Origin of the sequence: Haloferula chungangensis, from assembly GCF_042664875.1 — a bacterium.
In the GTDB taxonomy this organism is placed as follows: Bacteria; Verrucomicrobiota; Verrucomicrobiia; order Verrucomicrobiales; family Akkermansiaceae; genus Haloferula; species Haloferula chungangensis.
This window is the reverse complement of sequence record NZ_JBHTBS010000002.1, coordinates 33100-50329: the sequence shown is the minus strand read 5'-3', so window position 1 is coordinate 50329 and position 17230 is coordinate 33100. Positions and strand designations below refer to the sequence as shown.

Sequence of the window (17230 nt, the reverse complement as noted above, 5' to 3'; positions counted from 1 at the left end):
CATCCCTGACAAGCGCCGAGGAGGGCAGGCGGATCAGAATGACGAGGCAGATCGAAAGAGGGGCGTATTGCCGGTTGCTGCTGCGTCCAATGGCATCATGGAGGCCCGGCCGAGTGGATCGTGTCGAAGCATCTGATCGAATGCAAAGGGTACGCTCACTTGCCGAAGAGGGAACCGTCGTTCCCCTTTCCGCCCTCCCCAAAGTCCACCATCTCAAACCCTGCGCAGGGCGACGCCGGTGATCAGCAGGGCGAAGGCGGCGAGAACGAACCAGTGCGAGACATCGCGATAGACCTTGGCCTCGACGAGGCCATCTCTCGGCTGGGAAGGATCGAATCCCGCGAGCGCTCGCAACTCGGGGCGCACTTGACCATCCAGGCGGTATTCAGCCGGGTAGTCGCGCTCCCATCCGAGGGTTTTCATCAATCCATGATCGAGATCCCGGAGGCTGAGCGTGACCCGCTCGCGACTGCGGAGGTCCGCCTTTGCGAGGTAGCGGCCCACCCCTGTCTGGCGGACCTTCACCGCTACATCCTTGCCGTTTTCATCTTTCGCCCGCACTTCCCAGTTCACCCGATCCACCGGTCGGTCGGACTCATCGCGCCGGGAAATGCCAATCATCCAATTTTCGCCATCAAGAGTCGGCGTCGCGGACAGGCCGGCGGATTGCTCTTTCCTGACGATTCCCCGAAAGACCTGTGCCCAGAAGGCCGGGCCTCGTCCCCAGCCGAGCCACTCCCCTCCCCACTTCTCTGTTAGATCCGAGGTGAAGGCCAGACCCGTTCCAAGACCATAGCGACCGATCGCCAGCAAGGGGTCTCCTGTTTCTGCGACGAGCAACAAGTTGGCGGTCGGCTTCGGTTTGCTCATCACGTAGCCCAGCACAAAGGGCAGCTCGGCCTCCTCGTAGCCGGAAAGAACCGGATGGTCGCCGTTCACCACGCTGGAATAGAGATCTTCCTTAATCGCGGATCGGGAGGCCTGCATGGTCTCCTTGGTGAAAATCTGCGGCATATTCGCCGGATCGTCGGTCTCGTAATAGCGTCCGCCGCCCTCCTGCGCGATCACTTGCATGAGATCTTTCGCGGCACCGCTTCCCAGTGCCACGCTGGACACGGTCATCCCCTGGGCCCGCATGTCACGGACCAGGCCGGGGAAATCGTTATCGGGGGTTTGGCCATCGGAGAGCACGATCATGTGTTTCACCTTCGCCACTGAATTCTGAAGAAGCTCCCGCCCTTTCACCATTCCCGGATAGGCATCCGTTCCGCCGCTGGCTTCCAGAGTCTCAATGGAATTGATCACCGTCCCGCGATCCGCCGCACTGGTCATGTCGAGCACGACCTGGGTCTGCTCGTCGAAACCCACCACGGCGATCTGGTCCTGGGCACTGAGCAATTCCGCAGCCGCCTTGGCGGATGCGCGGGCCAACTCGATGGGTGCGCCCGACATCGAGCCGCTCTTATCAATCACCAGCACCATCGCCAGGCTGGGCTTCTGCTTTTCCTTCTCGTAGCGCGAGGTCAGAGGCAGGGTCTCTTCGATGGGAGTCCGATAGTAACCGCCGAGACCAAAGGAATTCTCGGATCCGAGCATCGCCACTCCTCCGCCGAAATCGGAAACATAGCTTCGCACCATTTCCATCTGGCGCATGTTCAGCGAAGTCGCCGCGACATCCGCGAAGACCAGGCCATCGAATTCCAAGAGCTCGGCCAAAGTCTCGGGCATTCCCTGTTCGCCCCGCGTTTCGAACTCGAGCCCCTGCTTTTTCATCGCCCGCACAAACGGCCGCATCTCCTTCTCATTGCGATGCAGCACCAGCAGACGCGGTTCGCCTTTGACCGTGACTGTTGCGGCGACCCGGTTGTTTACGGGAAACCAGTCGTCTTCAGGAATCAACTCCGCCTCCCAGCGGCTCTCGCCCGGTGTGGTCATCTCGACATCGAGGACGGCGATGCTTTCCTTCCCCGCTTCCAGCGATACCGGCGTTTCGGCAACCGCCACGCCGCGATGGAGAATCCGCGCCTTCGCCGTCATCGTGCGATTGGCGCGCATCTTCAGCCGCATTCTAACAATCTCTCCGCGGTAGGCGATGCTTGCCAGCGGTTCGAGTCCCACCAGCGCGGCCTCGGGGCGTTGCAGTCCTTCCATCTTCCGGAATCGGACTTCCACGCCCTCGGCTTCGAGAATCTTCAGCGCCTCGTCCAGGCCACCATCGGTCGCAATCCCATCCGAGTAGACCACCAGGCGGCGGGTCAGACCGCCGGCAAAACTCAGCCGCGACCCCAAAATCGCCGAGCGCAGACGGCTTGCATTGCGCGCAGCCGCATCGGCTGTCCCGGCATCGACTTCATCGGCAAGCGTTTCCAACTCTTCGCGGCTGGTCCGGAGCAGCTTCGATCCGAATCTCAGGATCGAGAGCTTGTCATCTGACTTGAGGCCATCCGCGATGACCTCCACCTCGTCCGCCGCCTGGCGGATGGATTCCGGGTCGACCGATTCGGAGACATCGACCAGCACGACCACATGCAGGTCTTCCCGGCCCGACAGGGCATACGGCCGACAAAGGGCCAACACGAGCAGCAGCAGAGCCAGCAGACGGAGACCATGGGCCGCCCACTTCAAGGCAGGACGCCGGTCCACCAGGGACTTCCGCCACACGATCCATGCCGCCGGCAAGACCAGCAGCAACAGCCAAAGAGGAGTGAACGTCGTGAACTCCATAACTCAGCCAACCTTCCTCCGGTGATAAAGCATTTCCTCGACCATAACCGCGACCGCTGCCGCCAATAACAACCATGCCGCAAGCGGCCATCCGGAAGCGGGCTCCAATGCAAGCTCGACCTTGCTTCCCCCGCCGGCACCCGATTCTCCTGGCGAAAGCACGCCCGCGCCAAGCCGCCATGTCGTCGAACTACGAGACATCTCGTAGTTTCCGACATCGTCCACAGCCAGGACCGGCACAGGATCCCTTTCGACCGCTTCCTCATCACGTCCCTGATAGACGATGGAGGCCACTTCACCCGTCCCGGGGATCACGACATCCGACCCCGTTGGAACTGCCGAGGGGAAATCGTCGCTCCGCCCCATCAGCAATGCCGTGGCATCGTGCACCAGCACCGGAAACCACGGCGAAAGGAAGAAGTCGTCGAGTGAGGGGTCGAGGTTGATGACCACCGCCTTTCGCCCCTCAGCAGTTGCCGTGTAGAGCAGCGGTGTGCCGTCGACATGTTCCAGCACCACCACCGAGCCCTCCGGCACGGTCAATTTCCGGGCTCCCTCGAAGGTCAGGAGCGCCGGATCGATCCTTGCCACCAGGGGATGGTCCTTTCTAACAATCTCTGGAGGTCCGGGCGGCAATACATCTCCGATGGATGTCCAGAAAGCGGATTCACCCGATGGCGAGAACACGATCGACACGGGAGTCTCCGGCGGAGGCCCTTCTGCCAGGCCAAGGTGGGCAAAGTCATCAATGGGCTCAAACAAGGAGTCGGCCCGCGCAAAAGCCGAAACCACCTGCTGGAAGAAGAACGGATTCGGACTGCCCACCTGGACCGGCACCGGTTGGGGGGCATTCAAGCCGAGCGGCGCGAGATTGTCCGCAGCCAGCGCGTCCTCCAGATTCATCCTCAGCAGCCATGCTCCCGGCGCCACGCCATCGACCTGGATCGACTCACTCGCTTCCCCTCCCGGAGGCACTTTCATGGTAAAGAGCCGGGCGACTCGACCGCTCGCTACCTCGACCAACTCAAGCTCGACCTCCTTTTCCTCTGAGAAGCCCGAAAGCATGGAGACAAACAAGCTCGCTTCATCGCGGCTCGTCCAACGCAGGTCAGCTGCGGTAATCCCGGCATTCTCATCATCTTCGCCCACGATCACGGTTTCCACCCCGGCCGGCACCTCTCCCGAGCCCGAACGACCGTCCGTGAGAAAGAGGATCCGCACCCGGGACTCATCGTCGTCCTGGACCTCGGCGAGCAAGGCAAGTTCTTCCAACACGCCGGGATCGAGAGGCAGATCGGAGGCCTCGATGCCCTCCAGCGCATCCCTGAGCGGGCGCGCGTTTCCGGTGAGATGCACCTTGTATTCCAGCCTGGTATCCGCGGTCGCCAAGGCGGCACGCTGTGATCCTTCGAGCGCCGCGATCCATCCCGCGGCCTTCTCGATGGCCTCAGCCATGCGGCTTTGCTCCGCGCCTCCCTGCATGGAAACCGAGCGATCCAGAACGATCAGCAAATCCGGATCCCTGTCTTCGCCAAACTGAGGCTTGGTCAGGGACGCCACTGCTGCTCCGAAGGCGAGCGCCATGATCAGTAGTGACAACAAATTCCGAAGTCGCTGGAACAACGAGCTCGCCGCCTTCTGTTGGAAAACCTGCTCCCACAGGAAGAAAGCATTCACCTGCTGGCGTCGCGGACGGGTGCGGATGAAATAGACCGCCACCAGCGGAATGAGAGCCAGCGCCGCCCAGGCAAATCCAGGAGCTCCGAAATTCATGCGACGAGCCCTCCCTTCCTCAACATCGTCTGGATGACGAATTCGAATGGTACGTCATTCGTCGTACTTGCCAGACCGATCCCGCGTCTTGCGCAGTCTTCCTTGAGTTGATCGTTCCACGCCTGCATGGCCTCCCGATAGAGCGCTGCCTCCTTCTCCCGGATCGTCACCCGCTGGACTTCTGAGGTTTCCACGCACTCGATCTCAAGATCGCCAAGCCACGGGCATTCCAGGTCCTTCGGATCATGAACCTGCAGGGCGAAGACGTCGTGACCGCTCCACTGGAGGAATTTCAGCCCGTCATCGAAGCCTTTCGGAAAAAGAAAATCAGAGATAACCAGGACCACGCCCTTCTTTCTCCGTCGTGCCTGAAACGAACGCGCACAGACGCTGAAGTCGGTGTCATTGCCAAACGTCGTGCATTCCTCGAGGCTGCGCAAAAAGCTGAACGACTGGGAACGGCCGCGCGCCGAGTCAACAATCGTCGTGAGATGATCCGCCATTCCATGCACCACCACCCGGTCCATGCCGTTGAGGCCGATGTATCCGAGCCCGGCAGCCAGACGCTTCGCATAATCGAGCTTCGACTCCATCGAGCGACTGCAATCCAGCAGGACATAGACCGTCGTATCCTCCTCGATCTCAAATAGCTTGATCAGCAGCTCATCCGTCCGGGCATAAATCTTCCAGTCGATCGCCCGGTAATCGTCGCCGAAGTTATACTGCGCGTAGTCCGCGAAGGTGATGCCCGTTCCCCGACGCTTGGTCCGTCGGTCGGCCTGCAGCGAGCCTTTCAGTACTCGCCGCGCCAGAAGATTCAGCGCATCAAGCTGACGTATGAACTGGGGATCTGTTAGGGACATGGAATGATCGGCGGCGATGGAGGGAAGGGAGTATTCGAAGCGGGATGGGGCGTCATTGGCCTACCTGCCCCGTTGGATTCGCCCAGTCTCAGGTCTTCACTTTTTCGCCACCGCGATGGCATCCTTGATCATGGCGTCGGGCTTGACCCCTTCCGCCTCACCTTCGAATGAAAGAATGAGGCGGTGCCGCAGAGCCGGCAAGGCGACGAGGTCCACGTCCTCGCGGGCCACATGATATCGACCATCGAGCAAGGCCCGTGCCCGTGCTGCGGCAAGCATCGCCTGCCCGGCACGCGGAGAGGCACCGTGGCGCACGTACTGATTGACGGATTGAGGAGCCCCCTCGCCCGGGTGCGTCCCGCGCACGACCTTCACCAGGTAGTCCAGGACTTCCGGAGCCACCGGCACTTCGCGCAGAGTCGCGCCCATCCGGAGGATGTCCTGTCCGTTCGCTACGGCCGCCACTTCCGGACGTCGGCTGCCGCCTGTGCGATCAAGGATCTGCTTGAACTCGTCATGACTCGGAAGTGCGACTTCCAGTTTGAAGAAAAACCGGTCGAGCTGGGCCTCTGGAAGCGGGTAGGTGCCATCATTTTCGATGGGGTTCTGGGTCGCCATGACAAAGAACGGCAGATCAAGCTGGTGGGTATGATTTGCAACAGTTGCGCGCTTTTCCTGCATCGTCTCGAGCAATGCCGACTGGGTTTTTGGCGTCGCACGGTTGATCTCATCGGCCAGCAGCAGGTTGCAAAACACCGGACCGCGTTGAAACTCCAACTCGCGCCGACCCTCACGATCCACCAACACCTGGGTGCCCACCACATCACTTGGCAGCAGGTCAGGAGTGAACTGAATGCGTTTGAAGGAAACATCCATGGCCTGGGCAATCGTATTCACCAGCGAGGTTTTCCCCAGACCGGGCACGCCTTCGAGCAGCACGTGCCCGCCACAGCAAATTGCGATCAGCACATCCTCGATGATCTCGGTCTGACCGACCATGAAGGTCGATACCGCTCCGCGGATCTTCCCGAAGGTTTCCTCAAAATGGGCCACTCCGGCCTCGGCTTCAGCAGTTGCAGTCATATCAAATCTTCTATCTCACAAACATTCACTCGTCCTCCGGCTTCGATGCGGCCGACTGGACGTTTTCAAAGTAGTTTCTCACTCCGAGTTTAAGGCCTTCCGGAATATCATCCCGCTGGACGAATGACTCCACCTGACGCGCGAAGTCACGTTCCTTCGCGGTTCCCCGGCGTCCTGAGACTCCGGTGCCGCTCTCCGCCTCCTCCACGGCACTCAGTGACGGTCCACTGCCATGCTGGCCTTTCAACTCGGTCATCGCGCCGTTCTTCTGCGAGTCATCCTTCTCCTGGCGCTCGGACCAGGACGACCCCCTCCCCGCTTCGCGTCCTCCCTGACCTTGCGCCAGCCCGAGCATCTGCTGTCCCTGCATCATGCCCTGCGCCTGGGCGAGGCCTTGGCGAAGTTGATCGAGTTTCCCCATCGCCTGCTGCTTGGCATTCATCCTCCGAAACTTGCCGCGCAATTGGTCGAGCTTGCCATTGAAACGAGCCATCGGCCCATCGAACTCGCCGTCCTCGAACTCCGCGTCCGGATCGATCTCGATCTCCTCGAGCGCTTCCTTCAACTCGCGGGCGGCGTCATCCAGCTCGGCCATCAAATCCTCGAGTCCCTCCTGCTGCTGACCATTCCCGCCCTGCCCCATCTGCCCTTCGCCGCCGCCGGGATTCCCCTTTCCTCCGCCAGCCGCCTTACCCGCACCCCCGCCTGCTTTGGCCGCACCCTGACGTTGCTTGCCGGCTGCCGCGAGTCGCTTGGTCGTCGCCCTCATCTTCGCGAGGTCCTTTCGGGCTTCTGCCAACTTCCTCTTTCCCTCCTCGTCTTTCTTCAAGTCCTTCGGATCGATCTTCTTCTGGGCCAATTTCTTCAGCATCTCCTCGGCATCCTCGAGCTCCTTCGCTTCCAATTTCTTTCCAAGCTGGCGGGGCTCCGTTTCCTCCGCTTTGCCCAACTCAACGGCCGCCATATCGAGCGTTTCCATATCGCGTCGCTGATCGAGGGCCCGAGCCGCCTCACGCATCTTCTGCTCGATCCTTGCGAACTGCCGGGTCGCTTCCGTACGATCGCCGTTCTCATCTATCTGCTTCACCAGCTTGCGAAACTCGTCCAGAGCAAGCACCTCCTTCTCGCCCGCAGCGACGATATCCTCATCGAGCTTCTCGATCAGCTCTTCGAGATCCTTCTTCGCTTCGGCCACCCGCTCGGCCATTTCAGCTCGTTCCTTTTCCTCAGCCAGCACCGCGGGCGATGGCGGAAGGAGACAGAGCCACAATGCCGCTCCTGCCAGCACCCCACCGAGTACCGCCCGTCGTTTCGGAAATGCTTCATCGATCGTTTCCGGTCGGCAATCCTCCAGTTTCGGGGCAAGCCGGGACCACTGCAGTTTGCGCTCTGATTCGGACCCGGAGTCCTCGAGGAATAGTGCACTAACAAGCCCGTCCTTCAGTCCGAAGTGACGGTCCGCAAGTTCCGCCGCACGCACCCGATCCATGCGCCCGTGGACATAAAATGCCAGGCCGAGGAATACCGCCATTACCGTCACAACGACGGGGAACGACGGAGGAACCGATTGGCCGCGAACAAGCCACAGCAATGAGCCCAGCAGGACAACGACGGCAGCGCCCAGCAGCGTCGCCACCGCCACCCGCTTCAGAAGCAACGCGTGGCAGCGCTGTCTAACCGCATCGATCAATGCGTGAACTGGCTCGGCTTCTTTCATTCCTTATCAGCGGCCCAGCTTTTCTGCATTCGCCCGTAGCGGTTCTTCCATGGATTAATCAAATCCTTTCGATTGATGGAATCAAACATCTCTTGCGCCATCTTCTTCTTACCTTGTTTGTAATAGAAGTCGGCGAGTTGCATCTGGACGGATCCATGGAATGCCTTCCATTCGTCCCCCTGACTCGCATCCAGCGCCTCTTTGAACTTCTTCTCACAGAGTTCGAAATTCTTCCGCTGATTCGCGAGTCGTGCCTCGTAGCTTGCAAGAACCGCCGTCCCCACACCATGAGTCTTTCCGCGCTCCTCCTTCATGACCTTCTGCAGAGGTTTCTCCAAATGGGTGTCCTTCAGCCAGTTCAGCCATTGATCGTCCCGAGGAAGCATGATCTCAAACTCGGGACGGGTGAGTATTTCCCTCAAAAACTGGTAACGTAAGCCACCGTCAGGATCGCTTCGAATCGCCGTGTAATCCCGACACGGATGAAGCATCGCCACCGGATCCGTGGCCCAGCCTTGAGCTTTCATGTGCTTCTGAGCCTTCTCCGGAAGGCCTTTGATGAATTCGTCGAATTTCTCCGGAGTTCCGGCGCTCGCCCACATCATCTTGGCGATGGTCATCGGAAGGTGGAACTCAGGGGATAGATCGAATGAGGGTTGCGCGATGGCGAATCTTGCCAAGTCCGCAAAGATCGGTGCGCCATCCGCGAAAGCCGTTGTCTTCTGCTCGGCGACGGCCACGTAGGTAAGATAGGAGGCCCTTTGCACGAAGTCTGTAAACAACTCCTCCAGTGCCCAGCTCCCACGGCTCCCCCCTCCTCCGTTCTTAAAGCCATCGAGGACGCTGCTGAGCAGGCTCACATCGCCATTCATCACCGCATGCATCGCGGCGTAGGCATAGAGGGTGATGGCGTCGTTCGAGTTCTTGTATTCCTTCGTGCCTGATTTGGCCGCAATCCGCTTCTGCAAGATCTCCGAGAACTCCTTGTCCTTGGCCCAATTGATCACGGCGTCTCCGAACAAGGCATTATCCGATGCGAAGCCAACGCAGGAAGCCAGAATCTCGACGGTTACCTCGTCGTTGACCGATTCCATCTCAGCCAGATTCTTCAGCACCTCGAGTGTTTGAGCACGGTACTTCGGCCCCACTTCCGAGTAGTTCACACGCTTATCGCCACGAATCTGCATCAGCATGCCATCGACTCTCATTTCAAGAAGCGGATCATCGAGGAAGCGCTTGAACTCCTCCATCTTCTGATCCATTTCCTCACTCGCCAGCACACCATTTTCCCAGTGCCCAAAGCTCACGGTTGGGGGAGGCATCAAGCTCTTGGCGCTCTCGAAATCATCCATCATCGCGAAGCAGAGCGCCACGCCAAAGTCACCCGCCACCGCCGCGCGCAGCCGAGCCAGGATCTCCTTTGATATTGCTGAACGTCCGAAGATCGAGGCCTTGAGCACATGTTCCGCCAACTCCGTCGGGATGGCCGAATGCCCGGCAGGCTTCGGTGCCTGCGAGTTCTCCCAGAAGGCCTCGACCACTCGTGCAACCGCCGCTTGACCGCGCTCATCACCCGGATTGCGTGCGAGCACACCGAAGACCAGTTGGGAAAAGGGATTCACCACGCTGCGTTCCCCACCGGCATACACCTCGAAGAGTTCCGCAATCGCCTCATAAACCTCGGCATCATTCAAAGTTGCCTGAGTGAAGTAACCCATGAAGTAGAGACACTCCAACCTGACGATGAATGGCAGTTGCTCATCCCGCAAAAGCGCGGCGACCTCCTTGCGCGTCTGATGACGGCCCTCGGGGGTATCTTCTGGAGCCGCGATCACACCGACGACGGTCTTCGTATAGTCCCTCCAGCGCGATGGCTTCCGGGCGTTGAGCATTTTCACATAACTCTCCTTGCGACGCCTGTCGATATTCGAGCCCTCTGCGAGGCCTGCCATCAGACCGACGTAAACATGGTCGGCAAGGTCCGGATCCATCGACTCCACCACATCGAGCATTTGTTCAAATCGGGACCATAGGTAATCCTTTGTCTTTTTCGCGCTTACATCAATCTCACCAACCCATGATTGAACAACTATCTCGTGGATTCCGTCGCCGTGACGCCCCGCGAACGACAGTCTTTCCGCGGACTCGCTTTTCGCGATCGCCGCGAGAAACGCAAAGCGATTCCGGGCATCGGCCTCTCCCCGATTGTTATTCTTGAGAAGCCCTTCGAGCACCTCGTCCCGGCGGGAAGTCGTCAATCCGCTACTGCTGTAGCGGGAGAAACTTCCACCGCTTTTCAGTGAGGTGGTGTAAGCCTTTTCAGCTGCCACGAACAAGGCCACCGCCTTATCAATCGAAAGCGGAATCAGGGCGAGCAAAGGAGCTTCAACGAGTTCGAAAGCATCCTGATCCCTGCCTAGCCCCTTTCCGAGTTTCACGATCAACTCGTCCGCCTCCTTCATCGCCTGCTTCGTCGCTTCCTCCCTCTTCTCTTCCACCAGATCACGCAAGTCCTCCGGCAGTTTTGATAGATCTCCCTGGGGAAGCCAGTCTGCGGCGATCCGGACCATTGCCGACTGCTTGTCGGTTAGTGTCACCCCCTTGTTCTTTACCGAGGCGAAAGCCTCGACGACACGACCACTTCTTGCCTCGCCACTTTCCATCGAGGCAAGAACCATCATCGCTCCGAAGCGACCCTCTTTCCTGTTCTCCAGAGCTTCTATCAACTTCGCCTGCTCCTTGGCCTCAAGTTTCACCCCTTTACCAAACTCGTCGAGCATCACGTGATGCGCCAATACCACCTGAGTTCGGCCACCAGACGAACTCATGTTGTAAGTCACGAGTGCCGGGGGTGTCCACTCCTCCATTTCGCAGAGCAGGCCCGCCTTATCGAGGAAAGTCACTGCCTCCTCCGCGGTCTTAGCATGCTTTTTCTGAACGATATTGCGGAAGCTATACTCGCTGGAGTCCACCGGTAAACCTGCGTAAAAGAAAGCCGCGTAGAGGCGGAGCAATGCCGATGGATCAAGGCTCGACGATCCTGAAACGAGCTCCTCCAATTTGTTGAGCGTCTGCCATTGATTCGGGTTCGACATGACATCATCCCATTTCGGATCCCTGCCCAAGGTCTTTTCCGACAAGGTCTCCACACCATCGATCAGTTCGGCTCTGGTTCCATCCGTAGCCAAGGATTGAAGCACGATCGTTCCCAGCTGCCAGGTTTTCTCATCGAGATCCTCGCCCTTCTTCAGGTCCGGCAACTCTTTCAGACGTGTGAGGAAAAACGGACCCACTCCATCAATATCCGAACTCCGCCGAATCATCGCCCGTCGGATCCCATCAGCATCCTCCGAATTGAGCTTCTTCATCTCATCGGCCGACCAGAACTCCTCCAGAGCCTTCAGGTTATCGAGACCACCCAGCTTGGCGAGCATGCTCGCGAGTTCAGGCTTCCTTTCACCCAGCTTTTCAAGATAGGCAGGCGGAAGGATCTTCTCAGCCGGCTGATCCGCCATCCGCTCACCGAGCCATCGCCACGTGGTCCATTCATCAAGATCACTCCCCGAGCTCGAACCACCGTTGCCGGTTCTCAGCATGAATACGCTTCCATAGCGATTCCCATCCCCTTCCTGAATGGCGACTCGGGCGATCTCATCGAGTTTTTCATCGGCGATGCCGCTTTCCTTCCAAGCCATCATCAACCGGAACGCAGGCTCCGCGAGATTTTCATGCCGCGCCATCGCCATGCCCAGGCGACGCGCCAAGTCCTCCCTCTGCTTGACGAGCTCCTCGCTAACGCTCTCGCTCGACCGCTCTGATGGATTGATAAGACCGGGAAGTGAGAGCTGATAGAGCGATTCGAAGAAGTCCTTCGAATAGTAGCTGACCCAGCTCAGATTTGTGTGAGTGAGATCCTCGTTCTCCTCCAACCAATAGGCGGTTCGCTCGATAAAGTCGAAACAACGGGTGGCTTCCTTTGCACTAAAAAATCCTCGCGCGGACTTCTGCACGTGAAGCGCCAGCTGGTCACCATTGAGCGCTGCGACATTCAACAACTCCGCAGCCCGCTTCACATCAATCGATTCTGCGAATGCCAGCCTCAAGGCGACATCCGTATCCTTCGGGCGTTCCTTCAGCATCTCTTCAAGCAACTTCACCCGGACATCGTCCTCTCCCAGCAATTCACAAATATCCACGAACTCCAGCCGCTTGCTGAGGCTCTTTGAGGCGCCCGGGTTGGCAAGTTCAAGCAGTGCCTTCCCGCCCTTCTCACCCAGGGCCCTCTTCAACTCTTCAAATTTGTCCTGATCGTACCAACGGTTTCCCTTCAGCTGTCGATACGTCTTCAGGGCTTCACGTGCCGCCGCCTCATGTTTTCCACTGGCGGAAAACTCCCTCACTCGATCTACCGGATCCGTGGCACCTGATGATCCCCGGTTCTGACTTGCCTGCGCCATCCGCGCCCCCGTGAGAGGCGTCGTCGTAGCAAGGTTTTGCTTCGAACCGGCATTCAGACGTTTCGCCAACTCGGTGAGACCCAGCATCTCCGCACGGGACGCCACTTCACTTTCACCCTCACGGCCCATCAGGGCCCGGCACCGCAAAAGCAGGGCGTTCAACTCGTCGCGCTGTTCCTTCCGCACTGACTCACTGAGTTCGTCCGTCGCGATCTCGAACAAGGCGAGGTCGAGCCCCTGTGACAGGTTGGCCTGTCCCGCCGCCAGCTTTCTGGCATCTAACAGCAGCACAAACTTCTCATCAACCTTCGATTCCGAGCGACCCTCGAGCTCGACGAGTTTCAACAGGGCCATGTCCAAACGCTCCGGGCCTGATGTGTCCGCCTTGAATGCCTTGGCCACGGCCTCCTCATCACCGGCCCTCAGGGCAAGCCAGGCACGCATGACGGGGGAATCGAATTCATCGATCACCTTGAGCAATTCCGATGCCTTCGGAGCCTCCCCCAGATTCTGTGCTTCGTCTTCATCCTCCGTGACGCCGCTGATTGCCCAGAAGAACCAGTCTGGCACCCTTTCCAGCGGCAGCGTCTCGAGACTCCAATCCGACTGCCGGCGATTTCCATAGAAACCCCGAATCTGATTCATGGAGAATCCCTGCGCCATCAGTGCCCGGAGTTGCTGATGGGAAATGCCTGCGATTCCACCACTTCGTCCCTTGTTGGTCTTGATATGATGGTCCAATTCCTCGTTCAGAACCTTCGCCCAATCCGGATCATCCGCTGTTACCGCCAGCATCTGAATTCGGATCAGTCCTCTCATCTTCGGCTCCCCCTCTTCATCACGCTCATCCAGCCACTCCTTCATCCGCTCCTTGATTTGGCTTGCCGTGGTCTCCGCCAATTCCTCCAGATCGAGAAGGACCAGCATATCCGTCGCGACCCTCACTTCGCTGGGTTGCTTTGCTTGCTTCAGATAGTCATCGGCTGCGGCAAGATACTTTTCGCTGGCTTCCGGTTTCTCCGGCTCGGCCGTGAGCAGCATCTTTGCCGCGACATAACGCTGTTCGGCGGGCAAGCCGTCCAACTCGAGAACTTTGCGGAGAATCTCCGGTTCCAAGCCTTTCTCAAGGTATCCCGCGTAAACCAGCGCGAACGTCACCACGGAGACCTCATCGGGATACTTATCCAACAGATCCGGAAGATTATCCCTCCAAGCGTTGGTGGTCAGCAGATGGGCCATTTCCAGCTCACCTTCGGAAATCCCCTCGAGTCGACGGGCAATCGTTTCCGCAGTTCCGCCGCCCAACTTCTCCTTGAGGCCATGCAAATGGGCCAAAGCCAGACTTTGCGTCATCTCAGGATCATCCGGGAGGCTCATGGGCTGGCGCATGCCCTGACCCCGTTGCTGATTCTTCAACCGAAATGCCTGGGAAAGACGCATCATTCCCTGAATCACCGCCGGCTGCTGAGTTATCCACTGCATCTGATGGTTGGCCGACGGAGTGATGCCCTTCAACTCGCCTTCAGCGCCTAACAGATCAATGAAAAGTGGAACGGCTTCCACTTCGCGGCCGTCCTCCTCAAGCAGCGAGGCCAGCAGATAAGTTGATCGCCAATCGGCACCGCCAGCGAGTCCTTCGCGCAGCAGGGTGATGCCCTCTTCGTAAAGCCCGCTACCTGCCAGCGAGAGCGCCATCTGCTCCAGCTCGCGAAGGTCCACCGATTTCCCGCCCGTGATCGCCCGAAGGTGGGACAGGCCTTTCGAGATCTCTCCCTGACGCAGGCAGGCCTGCACCAGCGCCCGCCGAACCCGGTCATCCTTATCAAAGGGCAAAGCCTCCTCAAGCATCGCGAGCACCCGGCCCGGTTCGCCCGACTGTTCATCGAGACCGGCAATCTGCATCCTCAGGTCGAGATCCTGCGGCTGAATCCTGACAGCCTCCAGAAGCAGGTCGCGACGCTTGTCTTCATCGCCCATCCGCCGGGCGAGTTCCGCACGACCTAACAGCGGACCGACCGACTTGCGGTTGGCTCGCGATTTTTCGATCATCCGCTCTTCCAACTCATGGGTCCGCCCGCTGACCACCGCCGCTTGGGCCAACTGGGTCGCCCAGCGCGATTGTTCGACGACGCTCTCTGATTCATCATAGAGACGCCACCAGATTGCCTCGGCCTCCGCATACTCGGCGCGGTCGCCATGCAGACCTGCCAGATTCGAAAGCAGATCGGCATCGTTGTCGAATCGGGCCGCCGCCTGACGCATCTCCCGCAACGCATCATCGACATCGCCCCGGCTACGCATCAGTCCCGAGCTGAAAACCCAGGCAGCCTTGTCACCCGGAGCACTTTGTTTCCAGCGTTCGGCCGTCTTGAGAGCATCGTCCCACTTGCCTGCGCGCTGCTGCAATGAGGCAAGCTCCTTCAAATACGAAGCACTCCGCCCTTCATCCGTATCCGCCAGACGAGTGAGCACCTCAACAGCCCGATCCAGCTCACCGCGTCTCTCTAACAAAGCCGCATGAAATCGCACGAGTGTCGCGTCGCCTGCCTTCTCAAGCAGCTCATCGGCTCCGGAAAAATTGCCATTCTTCTCCTGTAGCTCGGCCAGCAGGCAGGTATCGGCGGCACTCGCCCCATCCGCGCCAAGTTTCTCGATCATCGCATCGACCTGCCTGGCCTCCTCGATTCCCCGCGCCGCCAGGCCGACCGCTTCGCCCAGTTCCCGCGACCCCTGAGCCAGACGTACCAGCTTCATCCCGTCGGCCACGGTCTCCGCTGATTTCCCGACAGCCATCGAAGCCTGGACCAGGGATGTCAGATAGCGGCTTTCATTCCCGAATGACTCACGTCGACCACTGAGCAATTCATAGGCCCGCTCCGATTCGCCGAGTGCCGAGATGGAGGAACCCGAGCGCAGCACCGTATCCAGATCATCGCTGGCGCCCAACTCGGCCAGCAACTTGAGCGCCTCGTCCTTTTTCCCTTTTCGCGCAAAATAGGAGGCGAGAATCTCCTTCGCTCCCGCACCTTCAATGCTTTCTAACAGCGCCACACCTTCCTTCTCAAACTCATATTCCAGCATCAGTCCGGCCACGCGCAGATCACTCGCCTCACCTCCACCCATCAATTCGCGGGCCTTCTGCAGGGCTGCCAGCGTTTCAGGCCGGTTCTGCTGGGTCTGCCGCAATGCCGCCATCTGCAACCACAATCCCGCATCGCCCGCCTGCTGTTCGATCAGCTTCTCCAGCTCGGCCACGGCATCGTCGAGACGTTCGCCATCGACCAGCATGCGGATGAACTCCGCCCGCAGTTCGTGCTCACCTGGCGACCGTTTCAGCACTTCGCGAAACCGGCCAATCGCCGCATCCAGTTCCCCTTCGGCAGCCTCCAGCTTTGCCAGTTGGCGGTGAATCAGCAGTCGCCCGCTATTTGCCTCCGACAATTTTTCCAAATGAGCCTTCAGATCCGCAGTCCGCTGATCCTTGCGGAAAAGTTTTTCAATCTGCGCCAGCACCTCCCGCTCCAGCCATGACCCCTGTCCGACCTTGGCGAGCACCTCATCATAGGTCTTGAGGGCCTCGTCCACCTTGCCTGCCATGCTCAACAGGTCTCCCCGACGCATTCCCCGCAAAGCCTTTTGATAGGGGTCCTTGGTCAGCTCCAGCAACTGATCCATGAACTTCACCGCCTGCTCCGCGTCCCCTTCGCTCGCCGCCAGCTCGACCAGGTCTTCCAACAAATCCTCGTCGCCCGGGTTCGCCTTCAAGGTCGCATTCCATACCTCGACGGCGCCCTCCATGTCTCCTGCCCGGAGTTTCGTCCGGCCAAGCATCTTCGACGCCTGAATGGCGACGCTTTCATCCTCCGATTTGCTCGCCGCTACGAGATCCGCGAGCGCCGCCTCGAAATCCAAGCGACGTGAATTCAGCCGTGCCCGCTCAATCCGGAGCAGGCCGTCCCCGGCCTCAGCCTCCAGCGCTTTCCCGAGCGCTTCCAGAGCCTGATCGTCCTGCCCTTTTCTCAAATAGTAGTGCGACAGCAGGGTCCATCCCGCCGCATCCTTCGCTTCGGCCTTCAGAAATGCCTCCAGCTCGTCACCCGATTTTTCATCCAGCCACGCCCCTTGGAAACGGTCGAACAAAGTCGCCTGATGCGGCCTCTTCAGCAGTGCTGAATGGTACTTCGCAGCAGCAGCGGGAACAGCGGAATCGTCCGCCAGCACCGGCGAACAGAAGAGGGCGAGGACAAGAGAGAGACGACGAACCATAACTTATGCCAAATATAACACCTCATTTCGCAGATTCGTTTGGGAGTGTCGCCAAAAAAACACTTCCTTCGGCCTCATTAAGTATTTCTGAAACCCAGAAAACCAGCAACCACCTCGATAAACCGCTCTCTTCCTACGACTTACGAAAATTCTCCGAATCATCCCACGCCGACGGAAACTCGCGGCATGAAAGATCGGCCGGCCTTGAGCGACTTGAGTAAAGAAACCTCAACTTCGAGAAACGATGCTCGAGGAAAGACCAGCCATTAATGGGTCAACATCGGCGAAACTCCAAGCCTTCTACTAGGATCCCCGTAACTGCGTCATGCATTGAATTTCATGCTCGG

The 17230-nt window shown here is 59.0% G+C and carries 6 protein-coding genes; all 6 read right to left on the bottom strand.

What is annotated here, in order from left to right; genetic code table 11:
• Window positions 1-213 precede the first annotated feature (213 nt).
• Window positions 214-2724, bottom strand: a complete 2511-nt coding sequence (locus tag ACFQY0_RS04210; RefSeq protein WP_379709473.1) for a VWA domain-containing protein — start codon at window positions 2722-2724, stop codon at window positions 214-216.
• 3 nt (window positions 2725-2727) lie between these two features.
• Window positions 2728-4497, bottom strand: coding sequence for a BatA domain-containing protein (locus ACFQY0_RS04205; protein WP_379709471.1), 1770 nt, complete (start codon window positions 4495-4497; stop codon window positions 2728-2730).
• Entirely contained in the window at window positions 4494-5360 is an 867-nt protein-coding gene (locus ACFQY0_RS04200) for a DUF58 domain-containing protein (RefSeq protein ID WP_379709468.1), read from the bottom strand. The genes ACFQY0_RS04205 and ACFQY0_RS04200 overlap by 4 nt, the downstream gene beginning before the upstream one ends.
• Window positions 5361-5456: 96 nt before the next feature.
• Window positions 5457-6443 (bottom strand): AAA family ATPase, encoded by a 987-nt coding sequence (locus ACFQY0_RS04195; RefSeq protein ID WP_379709466.1) that lies wholly within the window; start codon window positions 6441-6443, stop codon window positions 5457-5459.
• Between the two features lie 25 nt (window positions 6444-6468).
• Window positions 6469-8160, bottom strand: a complete 1692-nt coding sequence (locus ACFQY0_RS04190; RefSeq protein ID WP_379709463.1) for a hypothetical protein — start codon at window positions 8158-8160, stop codon at window positions 6469-6471.
• Complete coding sequence (locus ACFQY0_RS04185) at window positions 8157-16883, bottom strand: tetratricopeptide repeat protein (protein WP_379709461.1); 8727 nt, start codon at window positions 16881-16883, stop codon at window positions 8157-8159. Before ACFQY0_RS04185 ends, ACFQY0_RS04190 begins: the two co-directional genes overlap by 4 nt.
• Window positions 16884-17230: the final 347 nt, after the last annotated feature.

Coding starts and splice junctions, on each gene's coding strand:
- ACFQY0_RS04210 (WP_379709473.1), bottom strand. CDS start 2,724: ATGGAGTTCACGACGTTCACTCCTCTTTGGCTGTTGCTGCTGGTCTTG.
- ACFQY0_RS04205 (WP_379709471.1), bottom strand. CDS start 4,497: ATGAATTTCGGAGCTCCTGGATTTGCCTGGGCGGCGCTGGCTCTCATT.
- ACFQY0_RS04200 (WP_379709468.1), bottom strand. CDS start 5,360: ATGTCCCTAACAGATCCCCAGTTCATACGTCAGCTTGATGCGCTGAAT.
- ACFQY0_RS04195 (WP_379709466.1), bottom strand. CDS start 6,443: ATGACTGCAACTGCTGAAGCCGAGGCCGGAGTGGCCCATTTTGAGGAA.
- ACFQY0_RS04190 (WP_379709463.1), bottom strand. CDS start 8,160: ATGAAAGAAGCCGAGCCAGTTCACGCATTGATCGATGCGGTTAGACAG.
- ACFQY0_RS04185 (WP_379709461.1), bottom strand. CDS start 16,883: ATGGTTCGTCGTCTCTCTCTTGTCCTCGCCCTCTTCTGTTCGCCGGTG.